General features: G+C 71.5%; 26 protein-coding genes. 18 read left to right on the forward strand and 8 right to left on the reverse strand.

All coding sequences use genetic code 11. The features are described from left to right. Positions 1-14: 14 nt before the first annotated feature. From ACIQU6_RS06420 to ACIQU6_RS06450, 7 genes are all read left to right on the forward strand, one after another. A complete protein-coding gene (locus ACIQU6_RS06420) occupies positions 15-704 on the forward strand; it encodes a transglutaminase family protein (RefSeq protein ID WP_403480480.1) in 690 nt (229 codons plus the stop codon). A 19-nt stretch (positions 705-723) separates the two neighbouring features. Continuing rightward, positions 724-1,044 (forward strand): DMT family transporter, encoded by a 321-nt coding sequence (locus tag ACIQU6_RS06425; protein ID WP_403480481.1) that lies wholly within the window; start codon positions 724-726, stop codon positions 1,042-1,044. A gap of 2 nt (positions 1,045-1,046) precedes the next feature. Then, positions 1,047-1,481, forward strand: a complete 435-nt coding sequence (locus ACIQU6_RS06430) for a DMT family transporter (protein ID WP_403480482.1) — start codon at positions 1,047-1,049, stop codon at positions 1,479-1,481. Positions 1,482-1,577: 96 nt separating this feature from the next. Further along, entirely contained in the window at positions 1,578-2,819 is a 1,242-nt protein-coding gene (locus ACIQU6_RS06435; protein WP_403480483.1) for a styrene monooxygenase/indole monooxygenase family protein, read from the forward strand. Beyond that, complete coding sequence (locus ACIQU6_RS06440) at positions 2,816-4,246, forward strand: UbiD family decarboxylase domain-containing protein (protein WP_403480484.1); 1,431 nt, start codon at positions 2,816-2,818, stop codon at positions 4,244-4,246. The genes ACIQU6_RS06435 and ACIQU6_RS06440 overlap by 4 nt, the downstream gene beginning before the upstream one ends. A gap of 26 nt (positions 4,247-4,272) precedes the next feature. Beyond that, positions 4,273-4,878, forward strand: coding sequence for a UbiX family flavin prenyltransferase (locus tag ACIQU6_RS06445; RefSeq protein ID WP_403480507.1), 606 nt, complete (start codon positions 4,273-4,275; stop codon positions 4,876-4,878). A 53-nt stretch (positions 4,879-4,931) separates the two neighbouring features. Continuing rightward, complete coding sequence (locus ACIQU6_RS06450; protein ID WP_403480485.1) at positions 4,932-6,053, forward strand: NADH:flavin oxidoreductase; 1,122 nt, start codon at positions 4,932-4,934, stop codon at positions 6,051-6,053. A gap of 12 nt (positions 6,054-6,065) precedes the next feature. On the opposite strand, the gene ACIQU6_RS06455 is transcribed toward ACIQU6_RS06450, so the two are convergent. From ACIQU6_RS06455 to ACIQU6_RS06465, 3 genes are all read right to left on the reverse strand, one after another. Continuing rightward, positions 6,066-7,289: a LuxR C-terminal-related transcriptional regulator gene (locus ACIQU6_RS06455; RefSeq protein ID WP_403480486.1), complete on the reverse strand. Its 1,224-nt coding sequence runs from the start codon at positions 7,287-7,289 to the stop codon at positions 6,066-6,068. Between the two features lie 953 nt (positions 7,290-8,242). Next, positions 8,243-8,737 (reverse strand): hypothetical protein, encoded by a 495-nt coding sequence (locus ACIQU6_RS06460; RefSeq protein ID WP_403480487.1) that lies wholly within the window; start codon positions 8,735-8,737, stop codon positions 8,243-8,245. 28 nt (positions 8,738-8,765) lie between these two features. Next, positions 8,766-9,545 (reverse strand): DUF2127 domain-containing protein, encoded by a 780-nt coding sequence (locus ACIQU6_RS06465; protein ID WP_403480488.1) that lies wholly within the window; start codon positions 9,543-9,545, stop codon positions 8,766-8,768. A gap of 635 nt (positions 9,546-10,180) precedes the next feature. Here ACIQU6_RS06465 and ACIQU6_RS06470 point away from each other — a divergent pair. From ACIQU6_RS06470 to ACIQU6_RS06490, 5 genes are all read left to right on the forward strand, one after another. Further along, positions 10,181-10,345, forward strand: coding sequence for a hypothetical protein (locus ACIQU6_RS06470; RefSeq protein WP_274914463.1), 165 nt, complete (start codon positions 10,181-10,183; stop codon positions 10,343-10,345). Between the two features lie 55 nt (positions 10,346-10,400). Next, a complete protein-coding gene (locus ACIQU6_RS06475) occupies positions 10,401-10,694 on the forward strand; it encodes a Dabb family protein (protein WP_274914464.1) in 294 nt (97 codons plus the stop codon). Positions 10,695-10,947: 253 nt separating this feature from the next. Further along, positions 10,948-11,757, forward strand: coding sequence for an RNA polymerase sigma factor SigF (locus ACIQU6_RS06480; RefSeq protein WP_066980274.1), 810 nt, complete (start codon positions 10,948-10,950; stop codon positions 11,755-11,757). A gap of 190 nt (positions 11,758-11,947) precedes the next feature. Next, positions 11,948-12,787, forward strand: coding sequence for an RNA polymerase sigma factor SigF (locus ACIQU6_RS06485; RefSeq protein ID WP_274914466.1), 840 nt, complete (start codon positions 11,948-11,950; stop codon positions 12,785-12,787). Positions 12,788-13,005: 218 nt separating this feature from the next. Next, positions 13,006-13,746, forward strand: a complete 741-nt coding sequence (locus ACIQU6_RS06490; RefSeq protein ID WP_403480489.1) for a hypothetical protein — start codon at positions 13,006-13,008, stop codon at positions 13,744-13,746. A 94-nt stretch (positions 13,747-13,840) separates the two neighbouring features. Here the strand turns inward: ACIQU6_RS06490 and ACIQU6_RS06495 are convergent, their stop codons facing one another. Beyond that, a complete protein-coding gene (locus ACIQU6_RS06495) occupies positions 13,841-14,599 on the reverse strand; it encodes a GntR family transcriptional regulator (RefSeq protein ID WP_403480490.1) in 759 nt (252 codons plus the stop codon). Positions 14,600-15,130: 531 nt separating this feature from the next. Between ACIQU6_RS06495 and ACIQU6_RS06500 the strand changes: the two genes are divergently transcribed. Beyond that, positions 15,131-15,418 (forward strand): hypothetical protein, encoded by a 288-nt coding sequence (locus ACIQU6_RS06500; protein WP_403480491.1) that lies wholly within the window; start codon positions 15,131-15,133, stop codon positions 15,416-15,418. 257 nt (positions 15,419-15,675) lie between these two features. Next, the gene (locus tag ACIQU6_RS06505) at positions 15,676-16,146 is read left to right on the forward strand and encodes a VOC family protein (RefSeq protein ID WP_403480492.1); all 471 of its coding nucleotides are present in this window, start codon (positions 15,676-15,678) and stop codon (positions 16,144-16,146) included. A gap of 156 nt (positions 16,147-16,302) precedes the next feature. Here the strand turns inward: ACIQU6_RS06505 and ACIQU6_RS06510 are convergent, their stop codons facing one another. Continuing rightward, positions 16,303-16,524: a hypothetical protein gene (locus ACIQU6_RS06510; RefSeq protein ID WP_403480493.1), complete on the reverse strand. Its 222-nt coding sequence runs from the start codon at positions 16,522-16,524 to the stop codon at positions 16,303-16,305. A 433-nt stretch (positions 16,525-16,957) separates the two neighbouring features. Here ACIQU6_RS06510 and ACIQU6_RS06515 point away from each other — a divergent pair, with 433 nt between their 5' ends. The 3 genes from ACIQU6_RS06515 (at position 16,958) to ACIQU6_RS06525 (ending at position 21,252) form a co-directional block, all read left to right on the forward strand. Beyond that, positions 16,958-17,440, forward strand: a complete 483-nt coding sequence (locus ACIQU6_RS06515) for a MarR family winged helix-turn-helix transcriptional regulator (protein ID WP_403480494.1) — start codon at positions 16,958-16,960, stop codon at positions 17,438-17,440. Positions 17,441-17,460: 20 nt separating this feature from the next. Continuing rightward, a complete protein-coding gene (locus ACIQU6_RS06520) occupies positions 17,461-20,073 on the forward strand; it encodes an MFS transporter (RefSeq protein ID WP_403480495.1) in 2,613 nt (870 codons plus the stop codon). A 336-nt stretch (positions 20,074-20,409) separates the two neighbouring features. Then, positions 20,410-21,252 (forward strand): YceI family protein, encoded by an 843-nt coding sequence (locus ACIQU6_RS06525; RefSeq protein ID WP_403480496.1) that lies wholly within the window; start codon positions 20,410-20,412, stop codon positions 21,250-21,252. 160 nt (positions 21,253-21,412) lie between these two features. On the opposite strand, the gene ACIQU6_RS06530 is transcribed toward ACIQU6_RS06525, so the two are convergent. Then, on the reverse strand, positions 21,413-22,240 hold the full coding sequence (locus ACIQU6_RS06530) for a TrmB family transcriptional regulator (RefSeq protein WP_403480497.1): 828 nt from the start codon (positions 22,238-22,240) through the stop codon (positions 21,413-21,415). A 436-nt stretch (positions 22,241-22,676) separates the two neighbouring features. Between ACIQU6_RS06530 and ACIQU6_RS06535 the strand changes: the two genes are divergently transcribed. Further along, positions 22,677-23,978 (forward strand): peptidase S8, encoded by a 1,302-nt coding sequence (locus ACIQU6_RS06535; RefSeq protein WP_403480498.1) that lies wholly within the window; start codon positions 22,677-22,679, stop codon positions 23,976-23,978. Positions 23,979-24,195: 217 nt separating this feature from the next. Here ACIQU6_RS06535 and ACIQU6_RS06540 read toward each other — a convergent pair whose 3' ends face one another. Continuing rightward, positions 24,196-24,411 (reverse strand): DUF397 domain-containing protein, encoded by a 216-nt coding sequence (locus tag ACIQU6_RS06540; protein ID WP_403480499.1) that lies wholly within the window; start codon positions 24,409-24,411, stop codon positions 24,196-24,198. Beyond that, a complete protein-coding gene (locus tag ACIQU6_RS06545) occupies positions 24,408-24,635 on the reverse strand; it encodes a Scr1 family TA system antitoxin-like transcriptional regulator (protein WP_403480508.1) in 228 nt (75 codons plus the stop codon). Before ACIQU6_RS06545 ends, ACIQU6_RS06540 begins: the two co-directional genes overlap by 4 nt. Positions 24,636-24,668: the final 33 nt, after the last annotated feature.

Below are 24,668 nucleotides of genomic sequence, written 5' to 3' on the forward strand. Positions count from 1 at the left end.
GGGGACACGCGGCCATGAGCCATGAGGAGAACCTGGCGGAGCTCCGCCGCCCCACGGAGTTCCTCGACTACGAGACCGACGCCGTACGGGAGTTCGTCGCCAAGGCCGTCGGCGACGCCGGCACCGAGACCGAGCGGGCGGTGCGCCTCTACTACGCGGTGCGCGACGGCCTCCACTACGAGGTCTACGGCACCAAGCTCTCCCGCGAGGCACTGCGCGCCAGCTCCATCGCCCGCGCCGGAGTGGGCTTCTGCGTCCACAAGTCCGTCCTGTACGCCGCCGCGGTGCGCGCCGTCGGCATCCCCAGCCGTCTGGTCTACGCCGACGTCCGCAATCACCTGGCCTCGGAGCGGCTGAAGAAGATGGTCGGCGGGGAGGTCTTCCACCACGGTCTGGTCTCCGTCCACCTCGGTGGCCGGTGGCTGCGGGTGACCCCGGTCTTCAACAAGCTGCTGTGCCGCCTGTACGGCATGGCACCGCTGGAGTTCGACGGCACGTCGGACAGCCTCTACCACCCGTACGACGGACACGACGGCGCCCGGATGGAATTCCTGAAGGACTACGGCGCTTACGCAGACGTCCCCTTCGACCTGCTGCTGGAGCGGATGCGCGCCAAGCATCCCGGCATGTTCGCCGACCGCGACGTGGTCGCGGGCAGCGGGTCGTTGGCCGACGAGGCACCAGCCCGAGCGTCAACCGTCTGAGAGGAACACCTTCACCACCATGGCCTGGTTCTACTTAGCCCTCGCCGTCGTCTTCGAGATCATCTTCGCGCTCGGCGCGAGCGCCTCCGAGGGCTTCACCAAGCTCAAGGAGTCGCTGATCACCGTGGTCGGCGTCGTCGGCGGCATCTACTTCATCAGCCTGGCACTCAAGACCCTGGACGTGGGGGTCGGCTACCCGATCTGGACCGGCGTCGGAGCGGTCGGCACGGTGATCTTCGGGGCGCTGATCTTCAAGGAGAAGATCACCCCGGCCAAGGTGGTCTGCTTCCTCGCCATCATCGGTGGCGTCGTCGGCCTCAAGACCCTGTCGGGGGTGTGACGATGAGCGCTCCCCAGCAGCCGGCCCCCAAGAAGCAGAGCGCCGCGACCGCCTGGACACTGCTCCTGATCGCCGCGGCGATCGAGGTGGTCTTCGCCCTCAGCTCCGGCGCCAACGGCGGCTTCACCAAGCTGGTCCCGTCGATCATCACCGTCGTCGCGGGCGGCGGCGGGGTCTACCTCCTCAGCCTCGCCCTGAAGTCCATCGACGTCGGCATCGGCTACACGGTCTGGACCGGCATCGGTGCCGTCGGCTCCGTCCTCCTCGCGGCGGTGCTCTACGGCGAGCAGATCACGCTCGGCAAGGTGATCTGCTTCCTCGCCATCATCGGTGGCGTGATCGGCCTCCACCTCACCTCCGAGGAGCCCGAGGACGAGACCGTCCTCGACGGCTCCGCCGAGCCGGAGGCCGAGCCCGCCTCCCGCCCCTCCGCCTGAGGCGGACGGCCCGCCCCCCTCGTGCCGGGGGCGGGCCCCACTCTCCCCCTTTTTCGCATCTCCCCTTTTCCGTACGTCTCGCAGAAGGAGCATGCCATGAGGTCGATCGCCATCGTCGGCGCCGGACAGGCGGGTGTCCAACTCGCGCTCGGTCTGCGCCAACAGGGCTACGACGTCACGCTGGTGTCGAACCGCACGCCGCAGCAGGTGCTCGACGGTCGGGTCATGTCGACCCAGATCATGTTCGGCGACTCGATGGCGATCGAGCGCGACCTCGGCCTGGACCACTGGCAGGACGAGGCCCCCACCATCGAGGGGCTCTCGTTCACCATCGCGCTCGACGCGGCCAAGCACATCGACTTCGAGGCCCGGCTGGCCGCTCCGGCCCAGTCCGTGGACCAGCGGGTCAAGATCGCCGCCTGGCTGCGGGAGTTCGAGGCGGCCGGCGGTGCGCTGCGGATCGCCGAGGCGGGCATCGAGGACCTGGAGTCGCTCGCCGCCTCGCACGACCTCGTCGTCGTCGCGGCGGGCAAGGGCGAGCTCGGCAGGCTCTTCGAGCGGGACGCCGAGCGCTCGGCCTTCGACGGCCCGCAGCGCGTCGCCGCCGTCTCCTACGTGCACGGCCTGCGGCCCCGCGACACCTTCGTCTCCTGCGGCGCCAACCTGATGCCCGGCCTCGGCGAGTACTTCATCGTTCCCGCACTCACCAAGAGCGGCCCCTGCGACTGCATCTTCCTCAACGCGGTGCCCGGCGGCCCGCTCGATGCCTTCGGGAATGTCGCGTCCCCCGAGGAGCACCTCGCGCTCACCAAGGAGCTGCTCAACAAGCACCTGCCCTGGGAGGGCGAGCGGGCCGCCGAGGCGCGCCTCACCGACCCCAACGGCGTGCTCTCCGGGCGCGTCCCGCCGACCGTCCGCAGGCCGGTGGCCACCCTGCCCTCGGGCCGGTCCGTGCTCGGCCTGGCCGACGTCGTCGTCCTCAACGACCCGGTGACCGGGCAGGGTTCCAACAACGCGGCGAAGAGCGCCGACGTCTACCTCCGCGAGATCCTCGCCCGCGGCGCCGACCGCTTCGACGCGGACTGGATGAACGCGACGTTCGAGAAGTTCTGGGAGTACGCCCAGCACGTGGTCCGCTGGACCAACGGGCTGCTGCCGCCCGCCCCCGACCACGTCGTGGCCCTCTTCGACGCCGCCCAGCACGCGCCCTCGCTCGCCTCCGCCATCGCCGAGGGCTTCAACCGGCCGCCGTCCCTGGACCCGTGGTGGTACGACGCGGACGCCGCCCGGCGCGAGATCGCCGCGCACCGCGGCGCCCCGGCCGGGACCGGCCGATGACGGACGAACGGCCCGGCCTCTCGCTGCGCGCCGCGCTGCGGGAGGCCCGCGGGCGGGAGCCCGGGGCCTACCACGAGCACGACGAGCCGCACGACCCCACGACCATCGGCGCGCACTACGCCGCCCACTACGCCGGGGCACCCGCCACCCCCTCCGGCCGGAGCGAGGACATCGCGGTCTACACCCGCGTCGCGGGCGGTGCGGTCCCCGTCGCGGTCGGCGCGTACGGGGACGCCGAGCGGCTGCGCCGCTGGCTGCCGGGCCTGCCCCGGCGCGCCAACGCCGACACCGCCGCCGCGCTGACCGAGGCGTTCCGGCCACCCGTGCACCTCGACTCCTCGCCGTTCACGCACCGCACGACCGGCGACCAGGTGGACCTCGGCGCGCTGCCGGCCCTGCACACCACGCCCCGCGACGCCGGTCCGTACCTCACCACCGGCCTGCTCCACGCGCACGATCCGGCCACCGGACGGACCGCAACCGCCGTGCACCGCATGCTCGTTCGGGACGCGCGGCACGTGGTCATCTGGATGCTGCCGAGCCGGCGGCTGCGGGCCATGCACCGGGACGCGCGGGACCGCGGCGAGCGACTGCCGGTGACGATCAACATCGGCGCGCCCCCGGCGGCCATGCTCGCCTCCGCCGTCGGCTCCGCCTTCCTCCCGCCCGGCACGGACAAGGTGCAGCTCGCCGGCGCACTGGCCGGGGCGCCGCTGGTCCTCGCGCCCGCGGTCACCCAGCCGGTCTCCGCCTTCGCGACCTCGGAGATCGTCCTGGAGGGCTATCTCGACGACACCACGGCCGACGAGGCGCTGCCCGGGCGGGAGCCCGCGGGCTCGCTGCCCGAGGTGCTCGGCAACGACGGCCGGGGCGCCGCCGACCTGCCCGTCATCACGGTCACCGCCGTCACGACCCGTGAGGACCCCGTCTTCCAGGCGGTGATCGGCCCCGGCCGCGAGCAGTCGCTGATCCTCGGGCTGGCCGGCGAACTGGCCGTCGCCCTGTCGGGGGTCGGCGGCGAGCTGCTCCGCGACGCGCACTACGCGCCCGCGGGCGGCGGGATGTTCCTGCTGGTGGCGCAGGTCCGCAAGGACTCCGCGGCCGTCGACGGGCAACTGCCCGCCCTGGCCGGGGAGATCTTCGAGCGCCATCCGTTCGTCAAGCTGCTGGTCTTCGTCGACGAGGACGTCGATCCGTCCTCGCCCGAGGACCTGTTGTGGGCGCTGACCACCCGCTCCAACCTCTCCGTCGACGCGGCCCACGTGGAGGGCTTCGCGCGCATCGGGCTCGACCCCTCGCAGACCGTCGCCTGGGACAGCGCGCGCGGCCGGTCCGCGGGGGGACACCGCAGCTACGTCGACGCCACCGCCCCGTACGCGATGCGGGGCGCGGTGCGGCGCAGCTTCCTCGACCCGCTGGAGGGCTGATGCCCACGGAGGGCCCCGGGCGGGACCTGCGGCTGGTCGTCGGCATCACCGGGGCGACCGGCTCCCTCATCGGCATCCGACTGCTGCAGACGCTGCGGGCGCTGGGGGTGGAGACCCACCTCGTGCTGAGCAAGTGGGGCCGCGCCACGGTGGAGTTGGAGACCGACTGGACGGCGGCGGAGGTGATGGCCCTGGCCAGCCACGCCTACGGGCCGGGCGACCAGGCGGCGGCGATCTCCAGCGGCTCGTACCCCACCGACGGCATGGTCATCGCGCCGTGCAGCATGAAGACGCTGGCGGCGGTGCGCGCCGGGTTCGGCGACGGGCTGGTGCACCGCGCCGCGGACGTGACGCTCAAGGAGCGGCGTCGGCTGGTCCTGGTCCCCCGCGAACTCCCGCTTTCCGAAATTCATCTGGAGAACATGCTGGCCCTGACCAGGATGGGTACGGTGATCGCACCTCCGATGCCGGCCTTCTACAACCGGCCCGAGAGCGTCGAGGACATCGTTGCGCACGTCGTCGCACGGGTCCTGGACCAGTTCGGCCTCCAGGCGCCCGACGCGAAGCGCTGGACCGGTCCGGACCGGCGCACCCGGGGCCGTCGTGAGGAGGACACCCTGCTCCACCGCTGACGTCCCGTCCCGACTCGAACCCGCCACGCACACTCCAGGAGAACCACCCCGATATGCCCTCCACACACCCCGCGTTGACGCCCGCGCAGCTCGGCCCGTTCAAGCTCGCCAACCGGGTGGCCGTCGCCCCGATGTCCCGGGTCAGCACCGCGGGAGACGGTGTCCCCACCGCCGAGATGGCCCGGTACTACGCGCGTTTCGCCCAGGGCGGCTTCGCGTTGGTCATCACCGAAGGCGTCTACCTCGACCACGCCTACAGCCAGTCCTACCCCGACCAGCCCGCGCTGGTCACCGACGAGCAGGTCGCCGGCTGGCGCCGGGTGGTGGACGCGGTGCACGCCGAAGGCGGCCTGATCGTCGCGCAGTTGATGCACGGCGGCGCGCTGTCCCAGCACAACCACCACCGCGCGGGCACCCTCGCGCCGTCCGCGGTGCCGCCGCTCGGCGAGAAGATGGCCGCGTACGGCGGGTCAGGGGCCTGGGCGCTGCCGCGCGCCGCCACCGAAGCGGACCTCGCCGAGGCGCTGGAGGGCTTCGCGCGGGCCGCCGTCCGGGCCAGGGAGGCCGGCTTCGACGGCGTCGAACTGCACGGCGCCAACGGCTACTTGATCGACCAGTTCCTCACCACGTACACCAACACCCGCACCGACGGCTACGGCGGTGACGTGGCCGGCCGCAGCCGTTTCCTGGTGGAGGCGCTGCGGGCGGTGCGGGCGGCCGTCGGCGCCGAGTACCTGATGGGCATACGGCTGTCCCAGACGAAGGTGAACGACCTGGAGTACCGCTGGCCCGGCGGCGCCGCGGAGGCCGAGCAGATCTTCCGGGCCGCGGCCGGGGCCGGCGCGGACTTCCTCCACCTGGCCAGCGAGGGCCGCGACTGGCAGCAGACCGCCACGCTCGACACCGGCGTCACCGCCACGGCCCTGGCCCGCGAGGTCACCGGCCGCCCGGTGATCGCCAACGGCGGTATGCACGACGTCGAGCAGGCCCGGACGGTCCTCGACGAGGGGCACGCCGATCTGCTCGCGCTCGGTCGCGGGGCCCTGGGCGACCGGGACTGGCCGCAGCGCGTCGCGGACGGGCGGGCGCCGAGCGCCTTCGCGTCCGAACTGCTGCGGCCCGACGTCACGTTGGGCGCCGAGCGCGCCTACCGTGACCGCGCCGACGCGCACTGACACCGCGCCGGATCAGGTCTGCCGCTCGCCCTCGGGGACCTCGTCCGCGCGTCCGGTCCGCTGCTGGACCTCCCTGATCAGCTCGACCCGCGAATTCACCCCGAACACCCGGAAGATCTTCCTGAGGTGGTAGTTGACGGTGTGCGGGGAGAGCCGGAGCTGGCGGGCGATCCGTTGGTTGGTCAGTCCCTCGCAGACCAGCTTGATGATGCTGCTCTGCTTCTCGGTGAGGCCCCCGACGAAGGTCTCCGGGTCGATCTCGAAGCCCGGGGGGTCCGGTTCGCCCCGGTCGTCGACCGGCGGCGGACCGGGCGGGTCGGCGGGGTGCCAGAGGGGGTGCTGCGCGGCGGCCTGCCGCTGCAGCGCCTCCTGCACGGTGGGCGGCATCCAGTCCGAGATCAGCCGCCAGAGCAGTTCGTCGCAGAACACCAGCTTGTCACCCTGGTGCACCAGGACGCCGGCCGAGACCAACTCGTCCAGGACCGGCAGGAGTTCCAGGGGCGGCTGCTGCATCATGTCGGCCACCTGCCCGAAGGAGACCTCGCGGCCGAGCGTGGCCGCCACCCGCACCATCTGCCGGAACGCGTCGGAGTAGCCGAGCAGTGAGCGGTGCACGCGCTGGGTCAGCCGCCGGGGGACGCGGTCCTCGACGAGTTCGGCCCGGTGCCCGACGACGGCGATGCTGCGCTCCTCGCGCATCCCCTCCACCAGCTCGTGCAGGCGCCGCGGATGCCCGCCGGCCCTGAGCAGCACCCGGGTCAACTCCGGGCTGGGGCCGGCCCCCAGGACGTCGGTGCAGACCGCCAACGAGGCCGGGACGTCCAGTGGGCCGAGGGCGATGCGCCAGTTGAGGGCGACGGGGCTGGAGATGAAGTTGTCGAGCGGGGGCGCCCCGGCGCGCGTCCGGCGGGCCAGGATCCAGGCCGTGGGGGTGCCGTAGTGGCTGTTGGCGTTCTCGGACACCAGCGCGTTGACGGCCTCGTCCCCCAGGTGATGGGCGTTGTCGAAGGCCATGACCGCGGGCCGGCCGGCCATCGACACCTGCCGGGCCCGGGACAGACGCGCCGCGCGCCGCTTGTCGAGGGTGGTCAGGGCGACGGACAGGCCCAGCCCGCTGGCGACCCGCAGGGACTCCCGCAGCAGCCGCGTCTTGCCCATGCCGATCGGGCCCTCGATGGTGATCAGTGCGGTGCCGCCGTCACGACAGAGTTCGAGGATTTTGGTAAGGCACGCCATTTCCTCCACGCGTCCGCGCAGAGGTGTGTCTGACGCGTCTAAGTGCACGCGGTCCCTCCCCCAATAGCTGGGCCGCTCCCGGTTGCGGACGCGCCGCGGATACCGGCAAGAGCCGACCCTCCTCACTGACAACCGTGAAGAGCCTATGCAGATGAAAACCCCTACAGCAACGAACTCCAGCTCAGAGTGGCTGTGTTCACTCGCCCGTATAACTCCGGCAACCCGCGGCCGACGCCCCCCTACGCGCACCACCCCCGCCCGCCGCCCGCCCGTCTGGAGCCGCACCCGACCCGGCGCCAACCGCCCCTTCGCGCCCCCCGATTGCGTTCGCGCCGGGGCAAGGAGCGACGCCCGCACCCGTCGGACGCACCCCGGAGCAGACCGCTCCACGGGCCGTACGGGCCCGCTGCGCATCGACCGACAATCCCCCGTGGAACCGCCCGAGAAGCGCCGCCGATTCCGCCGCGGGGCGCACTACCTGCGACTCTCCCCTCTCGCACCGACCACCCCACGCGGCGCCCGCACGCCTCCGCCGCCCCGCACACCGCCCCGACGGCCGGCCGCCGCCAGCCCAAGGCCGTGACACCCGGCGCCAGTTGCCCACCGCCGCCCCACCCGCCGAGCCCCCTCGACGACTAGCCGGAAACCCCCATCTGTCAAGCCCCCCTAGGTCGAGGGTTGATCAAAAATGGCCGAGTCTGATGGCCTGGGACCGCCCGCGGGAGCGCGAGAAACGCGAGCACAGAGCTGAAAAGCGGGGCCCACCCTCGCACTCCACGACCGCATTCCCACGCCCGGACTTTGCTTCAGCAATCAGCAATCGCACTTCGCCCGAGCGCACGGGCATTGCCGTTCCGCGGCGAACCGGAACGCGGGACAGAGACGAAAACGGGGGCGGCCGGGGCCCGTTACGGGCTCCGGCCGCCCCCGCGGTGCGCGGTGGGCGCGGGGCGTCAGCCGCGGCGGCGGAACGCCTTCCGGATGAAGTGCACGATCATCCAGATCACCAGGATCACGATGACGATGATCACCACGATGATCACGATCAGGAAGATGCCCAGCTTCTTGAAGAAGCCCATCTTCTTCTTCGGCTTGCCCTGGGAGGTGTTCGACGCCTGGTGCGTGACGTGGTGGTAGCTGCTGCCGTGGGAGGCGTGCGTGGTGTGCCGCCACTTCATGGGCGCCGCCTCGGCGGCCGCGGCGACGCGCATGCCGGCGTCGGCGGCCGGTCGGGCGGCGGGCGCGGCCTGCCCGGCGCCCACGACGGCCGGTCGGGCCGCGGTGGCGTCGGCGAGGCCGGCGGCGGCAGCCGGGCCGGCCGCGGCGGCCAACAGGCCGAACAGCAGCGCCAGGACGACCGCCGGGCGGCGGCGGGCCGCGGTCCGGCGGGCGGATATGCGCGCCGAACCGGACGGGCGGCGCGCGGAGTTGATGAGCTTCGGTCGCATGGGTGGCTTTCCCCCTCGTACGGTGCGTTCAGCCATTATGGGCCGGTGCGGGCATCCCGGCGGACGTCTCGACCTCCAGCAAGGAGGCGCTCCGCCGCTCCTCGTCGAAGGCCGCGCGGCCACCTCGCAGCCCGAACAGCCGCTTGGCGAACGCGATGTAGAGCACCGCGAGGATATTGACGACCAGGGCCGCGACCTTGAGCCCACTGACCTTTTCGGTCAGTTCGTAGATCTCCAGCGGCAGGAACGCCGCGGTCGCCACCACGGTCAGGTACTCCGCCCAGCGCTTGGCCACCCACAGGCCGCCGGCCTCGACGATCTCGATCAGCGCGTACGCCAGGAGGGCCGCGGCGACCAGCACCAGGGTGGAGTGGTGGTAGCCGAAGGTCTTCCGGATGGTGTCGACGACCGGCGAGTGGTCGAGGTCGTAGTGGAAGTGGACCGCCACCGGGCGGATCGCGTCGAGGTTCTTGTCGAAGAACTGACGGACCGCGTCCTGGCTGTTGCTGAACTGCCAGACGGCGATGGCCGCCAGCACGATGAACACCCCGCGCACCGCCCGTTCGACGGCCAGGAAGCGCAGGATGAACAGGTCGCGCAGCACCTTGCCGCGCGGGACCAACGGGGCGTCGGCGGCCGGCCCGGTGGCGCCCGGCTCGCCGAGCACGAAGTCGCCGCAGCGCAGACAGCGCCAGGCGGTGCCCAGCGCGGTGGCGGCGTGCAGTTTCGCCTGGAGATGCTCCTCGTGCGGGAGATAGGTGGTGTGACCGCGCCGGGCGCAGGTGCGCCGGTTCCAGTCGATGCTCATCGTCGTAAGCCCCGAGTTCCTCTCGTCGTCCCGCGCGGGCCCGCACCGTGGCGGTCGACCGCCACGGTCCACCCCGCGCTCCGTGCCGCGTGATTGTCGCGTACATGCGCAACCCACGGCGTACGGGGATGCCTTACGGGGAGAGGGACGACGAGAACGGCCCGGAGGTTGCCGGCGGGACCGACCGGCGGGCGCACACGGCGCGCGGAAGGGGGCGCGGTGGAAGCGCGGGGGCGGGGTGGGACGGGGGAGGCGAGCCAGGGGGACGGATCGCCTCCCCCCGATGAGGACCGGGCCCCGTGGCCGAAGCCGTGCGCGTCAGGGGGCGCACGGTCCGGACCCCGCAGTGGGACCTGGTCCCGGGGCCCGCGGATTCCTGCCAGATCCGCGTGACCTCGTGCCCCCATCGTGCCGTGCCCCGGCCGTCCCAACAGGCGGGCGAAGGGCCCTCCTTGGGGGGCCTTTGGTCCATAAGACCGGCGTGAAGGCCGGGCCGGGCGGCCCGTTGCGCCTCGCCGGCTCGAACGCCTGTGGTTACACTCGCCCGACGCACCGGGAGCGGGGGCGGCCGCCGAGGCCGGCGCCCCGGAGGCGCCACAGGGGCGCCGGGATTTGCCGTAGGGGAGACGGAAGAGATGGCGACAGCGAAAAAAGTCGCGATGTACGTGGTCATCATCTTCGTGCTCTGGACCATCATCGCCACCCCCAAAAAGGCCGCGGGGCTCGTCCAGATAGGGTTCGAGGGCATCTCGACCGCCGCCCACAGCGTCGGCGAGTTCATGACCCAGCTGGTCAGCTAGGTCCCAGCCGGCCCGCCGGACCGGCTGCGCACCGTCCCGCCGCACGGAGGCCGTCGTGATCCGCCACCTGGTCCTGTTCAAGCTCAACGAGGGCGTCACGCGCGACGACGAACGGGTCCTGGCCGGCGCACGCGCCTTCGCCGAGCTGGGCAAGGAGATCCCCGAGCTGACGTTCTGGGAGTGCGGCTGGAACATCTCCGACCGCCCGATCGCCCACGACTTCGCGGTCAACTCGGCCGTCGCCAACGCCGACGACCTCAAGCGCTACCTGGAGCACCCGGCCCACCAGGCGGCCGCCGCCCAGTGGCGCGAATTCGCCACCTGGGTGATCGCCGACTACGCGTTCTGAACCGCGCCCGCGGCGGCCCTCCACCGCCGCCCGCGCCCGGCCCCTCGCCCCGCGGCGGGGGGCTTTGCCATGCCCCCCGGACCCCCCTCCGCACCCCGCCCCGCACGACCCCCGTACGCCGCCAACTCTCTCTTCAACACGGCGTTATGGGGTGCTTGCACACAGTGCACATGTCTTGTGATGCTATGACCGCTTTTGCCGGATACATGCGATACGCGATACATGCAGTGATACCTGCACCGTGAAGGGTGGCGTGACCGTGACGGCCCGTACTGCGCCCAAGGCTCCGGCCCGCGAGAGCCGTAGCGCGGACACCCGGGCGCTGACACAGGTGCTCTTCGCCGAGCTGGCGGGCCTGGAACCCGGCACCCCCGAGCACTCCCGCGTCCGTGCCGCACTGATCGAGGCCAACCTCCCCCTGGTCCGCTACGCCGCGGCCCGCTTCCGCAGCCGCAACGAGCCCATGGAGGACGTGATCCAGGTCGGCACCATCGGCCTGATCAACGCCATCGACCGCTTCGACCCGGACCGCGGCGTGCAGTTCCCCACCTTCGCGATGCCGACCGTCGTCGGCGAGATCAAGCGGTACTTCCGCGACAACGTCCGCACCGTGCACGTCCCGCGCCGCCTCCACGAGCTGTGGGTGCAGGTCAACGGCGCCACCGAGGACCTCACGGTGCTGCACGGCCGCTCCCCCACCACCGCGGAGATCGCCGAACGCCTCAAGATCGGCGAGGACGAGGTGCTGGCCTGCCTGGAGGCCGGCCGCTCGTACCACGCCACGTCCCTGGAGGCCGCCCAGGAGGGCGACGGGCTGCCCGGCCTGCTGGACCGCCTCGGCTACGAGGACCCCGAACTCGCCGGCGTGGAACACCGGGACCTCGTCCGACACCTCCTCGTCCAACTCCCCGAGCGCGAGCAGCGCATCCTCTTGCTCCGTTACTACAGCAATCTGACGCAGTCACAGATCAGCGCGGAGCTCGGGGTTTCGCAGATGCACGTGTCCCGGCTACTGTCGCGGAGCTTCGCCCGGCTGCGATCCGCAAACAGGATCGACGCCTAACCAGCACGGGCGACCTGTTCCTGCACGGATATGTCGACAAGACGCTACAGCGCGTTGCCGACATGTGACATTCTGCAGGAACCGCGTTTGCCGTGGTGCTGCCTCCGGTATTCAGGTGGAGGTACGACTCCTCGGTCCACCCTGGGCCGGGGGCGCCGCAGCGACCCGTCCGCGACCTCAAGGGGGTGGCATGTCCGTAGAACTGGGCAGCTCGAAGGTGCTTCCCGCGATTCCCGCGCCAGCACCACACGTGCATGACGACGTCGACGCCATCAACACCCGCTCGCTCTCCCGGTCCCTGTTCCTGCGGCTCGCCACGCTCGACAAGGACTCCACGGAGCGCGCGTACGTGCGCGACACACTCATCGAACTCAACCTCCCGCTCGTGCGCTACGCCGCGGCCCGCTTCCGCAGCCGCAACGAGCCCATGGAGGACATCGTCCAGGTCGGCACCATCGGCCTGATCAAGGCCATCGACCGTTTCGACTGCGAACGCGGGGTGGAATTCCCGACGTTCGCGATGCCGACCGTGGTCGGCGAGATCAAGCGCTTCTTCCGCGACACGTCCTGGTCCGTCCGCGTCCCGCGCCGGCTCCAGGAGCTCCGCCTGGCCCTCACCAAGGCCAGCGACGAGCTCTCCCAGAAGCTGGACCGGTCGCCGACGGTGCCCGAACTCGCCCTGTGCCTGGGGGTGTCGGAGGAGGACGTCGTCGACGGCCTGGCGGTCGGCAACGCCTACACCGCCTCCTCGCTCGACTCCCCCTCCCCCGAGGACGACGGCGGCGAGGGCTCCCTCGCGGACCGCCTCGGCTACGAGGACAGCGCACTGGAGGGCGTCGAGTACCGCGAGTCCCTCAAGCCGCTGCTGGCCAAACTCCCGCCCAGGGAACGCCAGATCATCATGCTCCGGTTCTTCGCCAACATGACGCAGTCCCAGATCGGCGAGGAGGTCGGCATCTCCCAGATGCACGTCTCCCGGCTGCTCACCCGCACGCTGTCGCAGCTGCGCGAGGGACTCATCTCGGACTGAGGAACGGTCCGCCGAGGGGCAGCCGGCGACAGCCGCTCCGGGTCGCTCGGCGGACAGCAAGGGGAGACCGCACCGCGCAACGACGCCGGTCCGGCTCCGCACGATCGGCCGCGCGCCGTGACCCCCGACACCCTCTCGCGCGCCGACCCACGCTCACACCTTCACACTTGACGCCGCGTCAGGAACACTGACCCCCAGCCCTCGCTGGGAGGTACCCCATGACGCGACGGACCACGACTGTTGCCTCCGCCTCGGCCGCCGTGTGCTGCCTGGGCGTCCTCCTCACCGGTTGCGGCAGCGCGGCCGGCTCCGGCTATGCCGCGGTAGGCGCGGCCGGCCCCTCGGACGGCGTCGCACCGACGCGCCCCGCGGCCCCACCGGGCCGGGTCCAACTGACACCCCTGGACGGCGACAACGGCGGCACCGCACACCCCCGCCCCACTACCGGCCCGGGTGGCGACGCCCCCTCCCCCGACGCGACGAGCAGCGCCCCACCGCCGAGCCCGGCCGACCCGCCGGCCTCCCCGCCCGCGAGCCCCACCCCGGGCCGGGGCTCCAACTCGGCTCCCCCGCCCGCCGGTTCACCCAGCACCCCGCCCGGCTCACCGTCTCCGACGCCGCCCTCCCCCACCGTCCCGGCCGGCCCGGACGCCCCCGCCGGCCTGGTGGTGGGCAAGCCCGTGCTCGCCGACACCGACGTCCGCTGGTGCCAACGGATCACCATCGACTTCCTCAACACCGGCCCCGTACCGGTCACCACCGGCACCGTCACCTTCGGCAGCCACGTCATCGGCCCCCTCGGCATCGACTGGGCAACCCTCCGCTCCACCCGCCGCCTCCCCCTCCCGCTCGCCCCCGACCACCCCACAACCGGCACCTGGCGACTCTGCGTGGACGCCTGGCGGGTCCCCCTGGGCATGCACCTGAACACCAAGGACGTGACGTTCAAGTGGAAGTAGCGGAAAGCTAGTTACTGCCATCCACCGTCACATTCCAGCCAATTCGCGACGTCACCGCTCAGCATGCGAACGCCCTCCCGGGGGTGCCGCTCCCCTACGCCTCCACGTCGTACTCCAGCACGTACGCGGCCGAGTCCAGGATCATCTCGTTGACCTCCACGGGGCGGCCGCCGTCAGCAAAGGCGGTGCGGACAATGACGATGACGGGCGTGCCTGCACCGAGGCTCAACCGTTCCGCCTCCTCCGAGGACGGCATCCGGGAACGGATCTCTTCCCTGAAGTGCACGGGCTTGCAGCCCAGTTCGGCCAAGCGCGCATAGATACCACCGGGACCGGTGTCCTCTTGGGCGATCACCGATCCGCTCACCACGTCAGCGGGGAGGAAGCTGGTGGCCAACAGCACCGGCTTGCCTTCGAGGACAAAGCGACGACTGCGCACGCACGCCGGCTCGTCCGGGCCCAAGCCGAGCACGCCCGCGACGGCCGCGGGCGCCAACGCCTCGGTCACGGCAACCTGATCGACGATCAGCTCCCGATCGCCGATGTCAGCCGCCCAGATGGACCGCCCCTCTCCCCACTGCTCCTGCGCCAGCCGCTGGACACCCCGCCGCCGCAGCGGCTCGAAGGCGCGGACGAAGACACCCGCGCCCTTGCGCGCCTCCGCGACACCCTCGTTCTGCAGGACGCCCAACGCCTGGCGTGCGGTCATCCGCGCGACCTCATACGTGGCCATGAGGTCGTTCTCGCCGGGGAGTCGATCACCGGGGCCGTACTCGCCAGCCTTGATCGCTTGCTTCAGCGCTTCGGCGATGCGCTGGTACTTCGGCTGACGACCGTTGCCCTTGGCGGCCATACGCCCTCCTCTCTGATCTCTAGACACCCTAGTCCGCTTGTTCGCCCACGTAGCGGGCGATCACGCCCTCGACGACGTCTCTAGAGATGCTGCGATTCACTTTGTTGCGGACAGCATCGCCACTGAGCTGAGGCGCCGAACCAGAACCATTCGCCAGCGCACAAGGCCCCGCGACGACCCGACTTCCGGGAGCGTGGCCTTCAACCGCACGGAGGTTGAACACTTGCTTCGCATCGTTGGAACGATCTTCAAACTGCTGCTGTGCCAGTTACTGCCCGCCCGGGGTCGCCACCGTGCGACCACCACCTGCACTACGGCACGGCGGGAATCCGCCCCGACCGCGTCCATCACGTTCGCGCCCAGGCCCGTACTGCGAGGCGAGGACACCCCTTTGGTGCACTTCCCGTACGCTCTTACGTCGTGGGAACGGCGCGAGCGCCGCTTGCGGCAAGGGCGACGACGGACGCTGTGGCTGGCAGCGCGCGGAATCGACGTAGGGCCGTCCTGGCTCCACGGGGTGGAGGCGGCGGCATGATGAACCCCATGGACGGTGCGCGGCTACTGCCCTGGACCAGCCCGGACGGGAAGCCGTGCTATCTCCTCGACGGTAACGGGACCGGATACGTTTCCCGCCTCGCCGACAGGATCGAGGCGGAGCAGATGACCTCGGCGGCCGAACTCATGGAAGAGTCCCGCCGCATTCTCACCGACCGGGCGTGGACGCCTGGCGAGATCCATCTACTGGCAGTCGAGTTGAACGACCAACTGGCCAAAGTACACCGGGTGTCGGAGAGTCGGGGGCCCGCTTGCATCTGCTGACGGAAGACCTCGATGTCGTTGATGGAGACGGTGCTCCGTCGACCACATAGGACAACTCGGCGGCGTGTTGGGTGTACTGACGCAGCGAGGAGTTGGTGCCGCTCGGTTCGCGGCGGAGTTGGGCGGATCCGGCTGCGGGAATCCCACCCGAATGGCGACGGGTCCCCCGGGGTGTGGCGGTCGATAGAGAGGGCGGCCCTTCGGGGTTGTCGATCGGTCGTCGTCCGGGGGTCCGGACCCGTCATCAGGAGTGCGTCATGCCGCAGATCACACCCAGCCTCTGGTTCGACACCCAGGGGCTGGAGGCCGCCGAGTTCTACTGCTCGGTGTTTCCGAACTCGGAGGTCAGGAGCGTCACGCACTACACGGAGGCCGGGCCGCGGCCGGCCGGCACCGTGTTGACGGTGGAATTCGCGCTGGACGGGCGGGAGTTCACCGCGATCAACGGGGGGCCGCAGTTCGTCTTCGACGAGGCGGTCTCGTTCGCCGTGAGCTGTGCCGACCAGGAGGAGATCGACTACTACTGGGGCCGGCTCTCCGAGGGCGGCGAGGAGGGGCCCTGCGGCTGGCTCAAGGACAGGTTCGGGCTGTCCTGGCAGATCACGCCGGAGGGGATGGCCGACATCCTCAACGACTCCGACCGGGACCGCGCGACGCGCGTGATGCAGGCGGTGCTGGGGATGCGGAAGTTGGACATCGCGGCGATGGAGGCGGCCGCGGAGGGGTGAGCTCCGAGGGTGAACCTCGGGGGTGAGTTCCGGAGGGTGAGAGGCCCGCCGTCGAGGGGTGTGGGAAGCCGGTGCGCGTCGGACTCGGCGGCGGGAATGGCGCGTTGGGCGGGGCGGGCGTCGAGCGGTGGTCGACGCCCTGGCCTTCGCGGGCCGTCAGCCCAGGGCGAGCCAGGCCGCGACGGCCACCACCACGAGGGCGACGACCACGCCGACGATCAGGCCGACGCGCGGGCCGCCGGCCGCCTGCTGGGGAGCCGGGGCGCGACGGGCGCCCGGCTGCGGGGTGCCGCCCTCGTTGACGAAGGCCTGGAACATCTGCGTGCTGCCCGCCGGGTCGTAGTTGCCGTCGGCAGGGTGCTGCGGGTTGGTCGCCATGGGGAAGGACCCTAGCGAACCCCGGCCCGGGGAGCACCTCTGGGGCGCGTATCCTGCGCGCGCGTGCGCGGGCGCCGGGAAAAGGGGCGGCGGCCGCGCTCACGGAGCGCTGAGTCGCCGATCACGGGGTGGAGTTGCGGCGCTTACGGGGCGTACGGGTGGGGCGTACGTGGCGTGAGGGCGGGGGCGGGCGCCGAGGGGCAGGGTGGCGCAAAGGGTGCAGGAATGGTGACAGACGGTCGCCTACCGCATTGACCAGCACCTTTACATCGCAAGACGATTTTATTGACTCACAGGCGGCTCAGACTTTGCGTTTCCTATGCCCTGGCGGGCCCAAAATCGTTTGCCTTCAGCAACCAACTTTGCCTATGGTTGCCCCAAGCAACAAAACACCGCGAAGGTTGCGCAGGTGAGAAGAGGCGTGGAGGAGCCGGTGGCCGCTCACAGTCAGTACGAGGAGCTGGCCCGGCAACTCAGCGCCGTCGGGGCCGTCAAGCGGGAAATGGGGCGGATCCTGCCCCAGGACTGCCCGCCGGCGTCGGCCGGGGTGCTCACGCTCCTCGACCGGCACGGCGAGATGCGGATGAGCCAGTTGGCCGAGCTGCTCGCGATCGACATGTCGGTGACCAGCCGGCACGTCGCGCACGTCGCTGAGCGCGGCTGGATCGAGCGGAAGCCCGATCCGGCGGACAAGCGGTCACGGCTGCTGCGACTGACCCCGAAGGGCAGGGAGCTCCTGGCGGAGCTCTCCGAGCGCTACACCCAGACGCTCGCCCGGTATTTGGACGACTGGACCGACACCGACGTCGGGCACCTCATCGAGCTGCTCGCCAGGCTCCGTACGAGCTTCGGCGACTGCCGCACCCGGGCACACCACGAATCCCCCTCCACCACCCGTACCCCCGCAGCAGGATGAAAAGGAAGTAAAGGAACCACATGGCTACGACCTCACCAGCCGGTGTGCGGGGCGGGCATGCCAAGCATGGGGGCGGCCACGGCGCTTCCCATGACGGCCCTATGACGCACCGTCAGATAATGGAGGCGCTGTCCGGGCTGCTGCTCGGCATGTTCGTCGCCATCCTGTCGTCGACGATCGTCTCCAACGCGCTGCCGCACATCATCCACGACCTGGGCGGCGGGCAGAGCGCCTACACCTGGGTCGTCACCGCCTCGCTGCTGGCTATGACGGCGACCACGCCGCTGTGGGGCAAGCTCTCCGACCTGTTCAGCAAGAAGGCGCTCGTCCAGATCGCGCTGATCATCTACGTCGGCGGGTCGGTGGTCGCCGGGCTGTCGCAGAACACCGGGATGCTGATCGCCTGCCGGGTGGTGCAGGGCATCGGCGTGGGCGGTCTGTCGGCGCTGGCGCAGATCGTGATGGCCGCGATGATCTCCCCGCGGGAGCGCGGGCGTTACAGCGGTTACCTGGGGGCGACCTTCGCCGTCGCGACCGTCGGCGGGCCGCTGCTCGGCGGCGTCATCACCGACACGAGCTGGCTCGGCTGGCGCTGGTGCTTCTACGTCGGCGTGCCGTTCGCGGTGATCGCGCTGATCGTGCTCCAGAAGACGCTGAAGCTGCCGGTGGTCAAGCGCGAGGGCGTCAAGGTCGACTGGGCCGGCTCGTTCTTCATCGCCGCCGCGGTCACCCTGCTGCTGGTGTGGGTCACGCTGGCCGGCAAGAACTACGACTGGATCTCCTGGCAGACCTTCGCGATGGTCGGCGGCGCGCTGGTGCTCGCCCTGGTCTTCGTGTTCGTGGAGACCAGGGTCGAACAGCCGCTGATCCCGCTGCGGTTGTTCCGGAACAAGACGATCACGCTGGCCGCCCTCGCCTCGCTGTTCGTCGGCGTCTCGATGTACAGCGGCACGGTCTTCTTCTCGCAGTACTTCCAGTTGGCGCACGGCAAGACCCCGACGATGTCCGGCGTCATGACCATCCCGATGGTGATGGGCCTGTTCCTGTCGTCGATGGTCTCCGGCCAGATCATCACCCGCACCGGGCGCTGGAAGATCTTCCTCGTCAGCGGTGGCGTGCTGCTCACCGCCGGTCTCGGCCTGCTGGGCACGCTGCGTGCGGACACCCCGTACTGGCACTCGGCGATCTACATGGCGCTGATGGGCCTGGGCGTCGGCATGATGATGCAGAACCTGGTCCTGGCGACCCAGAACCAGGTCGCGCCCCAAGACATCGGATCCGCAAGCTCGTTGGTGACGTTCTTCCGTACCCTCGGTGGTGCGGTGGGCGTCTCGGCGCTCGGCGCGGCGCTCGCCAACCGGGTCACGCACTACGTGACCGACGGTCTGACGGCCCTCGGGCCCAAGGCCGCCGCGGCGGCGAGCCACGGTGGCGGCAGCAGCGAGGGCATTCCCGACCTGTCGACGCTGCCGGCCCCGATCCGGTCGATCATGGAGGACGCGTACGGACACGGCGTCGGCGATGTCTTCCTCTACGCCGCCCCGTTCGCTCTTCTCGCCCTGATCCTCACCCTGTTCATCAAGGAGGTCGCCTTGCGCAGCAAGTCCGGTACGGAGCGCGCCCTCGCCTCTGATGGCGAAGGCGACACGACCCAGTCCCCCGCGGCCGCCCAGGCGCCGGCCCCGCTCGCCTCGTCCGCGACGGCGCCGGTCGCCCCGGTCGAGGAGCGCGAACCGGCCCTGGTCGGTGCCGCCCCGTCCATATCCGACGACGACGGACTGCACACCCCCTCGTGGGCCAGGTCCGCCCCGGCGGCCCAGCCCCTGGCGGCGTTCGCGTCCGCCGGCGGCGGTGACGCCCTCCCGGGCGGCCCCGCGATCCACGGCTTCGTCCGCAACGCCGACGGCCACCCGGTGCCCCGCTCCGCGGTCACGCTGATCTCGCTCAGCGGACGGCAGTTGGGCCGCTCGGTCGCCCAGGCCAACGGCTCGTACGCACTCCAGGCCCCCGGTGCCGGCTCCTACGTGCTGATCGCGGCGGCCGACGGCCACCAGCCGCAGGCGTCCACGGTCGTCGTCGGCGAGGCGCCGCACGGCTTCGACATCCTGCTCAGCGGGACCAGCGGGCTGCTCGGCCAGGTGCGCAGCGCGGTCACCGGCGAGCCGGTGACCGGCGCGATGGTCGTGGTCACCGACGTCCGCGGCGAGGTGCTGGCCACCGGGCAGACCTCCCCCGAGGGCTCCTTCTCCTTCGGTGAACTGGCCCCTGGCACCTACACCATCGCCGTCAACGCGGCCACCTTCCGGCCCACCGCGCAGCCGGTCGAGGTCGGCGGCCAGGGCACCACCCGCGCCGAGATCGAGCTGCTGTCCGGCGCCCGGGTGCAGGGCGTCGTGCGGGCCGGTGCCAACCGCGCCCCGCTGGCCGACGCCCGGGTCACCCTGATCGACGCGGCGGGCAACGTGGTGGCCACCTCCACCACCGGCGACGACGGCGCCTACGCCTTCACCGACCTGGACGCCGGCGACTACACGGTCATCGCGAGCGGCTACCCGCCGATCGCCGCCGGCCTGGTCGTCGACGCCAGCGGGGTGGACGGCTACGACGTCCAGCTCGCCCACCCCGGGGACTGATCCCCGGCCCGGGCCGCGCGAGAGCGACGGCCCGGCGGAAGACCCCGGACCGGGGCGCGCGTTGAGCGGAGACGCGCCCCGGCCCGGACCCCAGGACTCCGGCGGCGGCGCTGCGCACAGGCAGGGGACGGCCTGCACGCCGCCGCCGGGGTCCGACCCCACCACCGACCGGCCGGGGAACGGCAGACACCGGGGCCGGACGGGGTGGCGCACCCGGGCCAACGGCCCGGCTCCCGGCGGCAGTCGGGGGAGCTCACACGGACACAGGCACGGACAGGAACGGTACGGACCGCAACCTGGCGGCACGTACCGGCACTGAACGGGAGAGGCACCTACATGACTTCGACGGGCGCGGGAGCTGCGGGCGTACGGGCGCAGGTCCGCACGCGGGACGGCTGGGCGGTACAGCACGCCGTGCTGACCGTCACCGACATGACGGGCGCGCAGGTGCTGCGCGCGGGCGCCGACGAGGACGGTGCGGTGCGCAGCGCGGAGCCGCTGCCCGCCGGCCCGTACACGGTCATCGTGACCGCCGTCGGCTACGCACCGGTCGCCTCCAGCGCGATCGTCACGGCCAGCGGCCGGATGGACGTCGGCACCATCGTGCTGGCCCGCCAGGGCGGCGTGGAGCTGCCGCCGCCCGGTCCCTGGACCATCGACCCGATGCACTCCACGGTGGCCGCGGTCGCCCAGCACCTGGGGATCTCCAGCGTGCACGGCCGGTTCACCGAGTTCAGCGGCCGGATCGTGATCGCCGAGGACGTCGAGCAGTCCCGCGTGGAGGCGGTCATCAACGCCGCGTCGATCGACACCGGCAACGGCATGCGCGACGGCCACCTGCGCAACGACGACTTCCTCGACGTCGAGGTGTACCCGCAGATCAGCTACCGCAGCAACGGCCTGACGCCGGCCGGCCCGGACCGCTGGACGGTGCACGGCGAACTGTCGCTGCGCGGCGTGGTCCGCCCCGTCGACCTCGACCTGAGCTACCTCGGTACCGGCCCGGACCCGTGGGGCGGCGTCCGCGCGGCGTTCCGCGCCACCGCCGAACTGCACCGCGAGGACTTCAAGATGAACTACAACCAGGTGGTGGCCGCCGGCATCGCGGCGATCGGCACCACCCTGAAGGTCGAACTGGACATCCAGGCCGTACAGGGCGAGAACCTGCCGATGGCCTGATCCGTTCGGTGAGGGGGGAACCCGCCAGGCGCCCGGGGGCGGCTCCGGCGCCTTGAGGGTCTCCTCTCCGACGCCTTGACGCGCGTCCGTGCACATGCCGACCAAAGGGCGGCCCCGGCGACAACCATGGTGTCGGGGGCGCCCTTTGGCCGCGGCTCGGCTAGGACCGCAGCGCCTCCCGCGGCTCCGGGGCCGTTGCCGCGCCCTCCCACACCGCCAGGAACGCCAGCCGCAGGCAGGCCGCGAGGGCCGGGTGCTCGATGACCAGGGCGGTGGTGGAGCCGGCGCCGGCGACCGGGTCGGGCATGTCGCAGAGCACCAACGCGGCGTCCGCGATGACGAGTTTGAGCGGCAGGTCGTCGGTGAAGCGGGCCTCCTCGCCGGCGGCGGCGAAGCTGCGGACGTTGGCGAGCATGCCGGCGTCCTCCAGGGCGCCGGAGGTGTAGATGGCCCGGATGGTGCCGCCGGCGCGGTGCAGCCGGCGGGCCGCCTTGATGCCCTCGGCGTTCTCCGCCGGGGCGACGAAGGGCGGCTTGCAGAAGCTCAACAGCTCGCGGCGGGCCTGCCGTTGGATGTCGGCGAACCGCTCGGAGATCACCGCGGGATCGCGCAGCACCTCCACGTAGTCGAGCGGATCGGAGTGGCCGCGGCCGTCCGCCCACAGCGGTTGGAGGGCGGCGGCCAGGGTGCCGGAGGCGCGCTCCAGCCGCTCCAGGGACTCGCGTTGCAGCGCCATCAGCCGGGTGACGGCGAGCTCGGGCGCGACGGCCGAGTACGTCGCCACCCGGCCCGGGTGCGCGTTGGCCAACCGGCGGCGGACGAGGGCGTCCAGCACGTCGTACACCCGCTGGCGCGGCACGTCCGCCTCGCGGGCCACCTCGGCGGCGGTGAACGACTCGCGCTTGACCAGGGCGAGGTAGACCCGCGCCTCATACCGGGCCAGCCCCAGCGCGACGAGGTTGCCGACCGCGTCCTCTTCCCACTCCATGGGGCACAAGGTAGCCGCACCGGCCAGGTGACGGGCCGTTGCCCACAGGGGAGTTGACGCCGGACCAGAGGAAGGCTTTGCCGTAACCCGGTGTCCCTTTGACGGTGTGTTCACTACTTTCCTAGAGAGCCACCACTGACCGGGGTGGCACCAACCGAGTGCACGTGCGCGACGCACCACCGGAGTTGCCCTCATGCCCCACGGGGGGCTGGACGCCCTGCCCGCACCATGACGACCCGACACGGAATGTCATGCGCGCGACAGGACGCCCAGGTGCGCAACTCCCGGGGCGGGCTCCCCCCACGGACCCGCCGCCAGCACCACCCGCACCACGGCACGACCGCACCACCGCGCCACCGCACCGCACCGGCACCCCCCACCCGGCTGTCGCACCACGTCGGCCGCCGGCCCCCTCTCCCCCACGGAGGTCAATCCCTTGCCTTCCCTGCGACAGAGCACGGCGGACAACGACAGAGCGGACCGCTCCCGAGGACTGCTGCGCCGGGGCGCCCCGGCCCTGCTCTCGGCGGCCACCCTCGTCGTCGGCGGCCTGATCGCCGCCGTCCCGGCGGGTGCCGCACCGGCCCCGGCCGCCCCGCCCGCGTCCCCCGCCGCGTCCGGTACCGCCGCCGTCCCCACCCACCGACTCTGCGCCCAGCCGACCAAGCCCGGCGTCATGGCGTGCAACTCGGTGGCCCGTACGGACGTCAAGCAGAGCCTGTCCCTGGCCCCGCACGCGGCCCCGTCCGGCTTCGGCCCCAGCGACCTGCAGAGCGCCTACAAGCTGCCCAAGACGGGCGGTTCGGGCCAGACGGTCGCGATCGTCGACGCCTACGACGACCCCAACGCCGAGAAGGACCTGGCGACCTACCGCAAGCAGTACGGCCTGCCGGAGTGCACCACCGCCAACGGCTGCTTCAAGAAGGTCGACCAGAGCGGCGGCACCAAGTACCCCAAGGCCGACGCGGGTTGGGCCGGCGAGATCTCGCTCGACGTCGACATGGTCAGCGCGGCCTGCCCCTCCTGCCACATCCTGCTGGTCGAGGCCAACAGCGCCAACATGCCCGACCTGGGTGCCGCGGTGAACCGCGCGGTCACCATGGGCGCCAAGTACGTCTCCAACAGCTACGGCGGCGGCGAGGACTCCACGGACGCGGCCTCCGACACCCAGTACTTCAAGCACCCGGGCGTGGCGATCACCGTCAGCTCCGGTGACAGCGGCTACGGCGTGGAGTACCCGGCGGCCTCGCAGTACGTCACCGCGGTCGGCGGCACCTCGCTGAAGAAGGACAGCAGCTCCCGCGGGTGGAGCGAGTCGGTGTGGGGCTCCAGCGCGGGCGGCAACGGCGCCGGCTCCGGCTGCTCCCAGTACGACGCCAAGCCGGCCTGGCAGAAGGACACCGGCTGCGCCAAGCGGACCGTCGCGGACGTCGCCTCGGTCGCCGACCCGGCCACCGGTCTCGCGGTCTACGACAGCTACCAGGCCACCGGCTGGAACGTCTACGGCGGTACCAGCGCGTCCTCCCCGTTCATCGCCGGCGTCTACGCCCTGGCGGGTGCCCCGGGTTCGGGCGACACCCCGGCCTCGTACCCGTACAGCCACGCCTCCGCACTGAACGACGTGACCAGCGGCGCCAACGGCTCCTGCTCCCCGTCGTACCTCTGCACGGCGGGCAAGGGCTACGACGGCCCGACCGGCCTCGGCACCCCGAACGGCACCGCGGCCTTCACCAAGTGACCCACCCCACCGTGGTCTGACCGGCCCCCGGGCCGCCGGACCGCCCACCGACCGTCGCAGCCCGGCGCCCGTCCGACGAACCGGGCTGCGACGCCTCACCCGTGACCCCGGACCGTCCCGACCGGTCCGGGGTCACGCATGTCCGGTACCGATAGTCGGTGCCCTCAACTGCACGTTTGGCTTGGCCCGTTGGCGTCCGCCCTGAGGTGCTACACCCTCAGCGAACGGACGACTCCCCCTCTCGCACGCTGTCGACGAACCGCGTCCATACGGGGCTCGACACCCGCAGCACCGGCCCGTCCGGGTTCTTGGAGTCCCGGACGGGGACGGCCCCGGCTACGGCGGCTTCGGGCGCCCATTCAAGGCAGTTGCTGCCGACCTCGTTTCCGCTGTAGGTCGACTTGACCCATGAGGGGTGTAGGGGCGCGGTCACAATTCCTCCATCAACTCGCGGATCAGTCTGGCGGATGCCTCACGCGGGAGGGCTGAGGCGGCGAGGAGATCGTAGGCTCGCGAGAGGTGCCGTACCGCCGAAGGCTCGTCGATGAGCGCAGCCGCCCTGATGCCTTCCGTGTAGATGACCCTTGCCCCTTCCCCCGACTTCATCAGTAGGCGGGCACACGTGGTCGGTGGGTTTGGTGGTTGACCTGCGGGAATGTCATGCGGGGCTGCCGGAGGCGTGTGTCCACG

The organism is Streptomyces sp. NPDC090442 (assembly GCF_044769405.1).
In the GTDB taxonomy this organism is placed as follows: Bacteria; Actinomycetota; Actinomycetes; order Streptomycetales; family Streptomycetaceae; genus Streptomyces.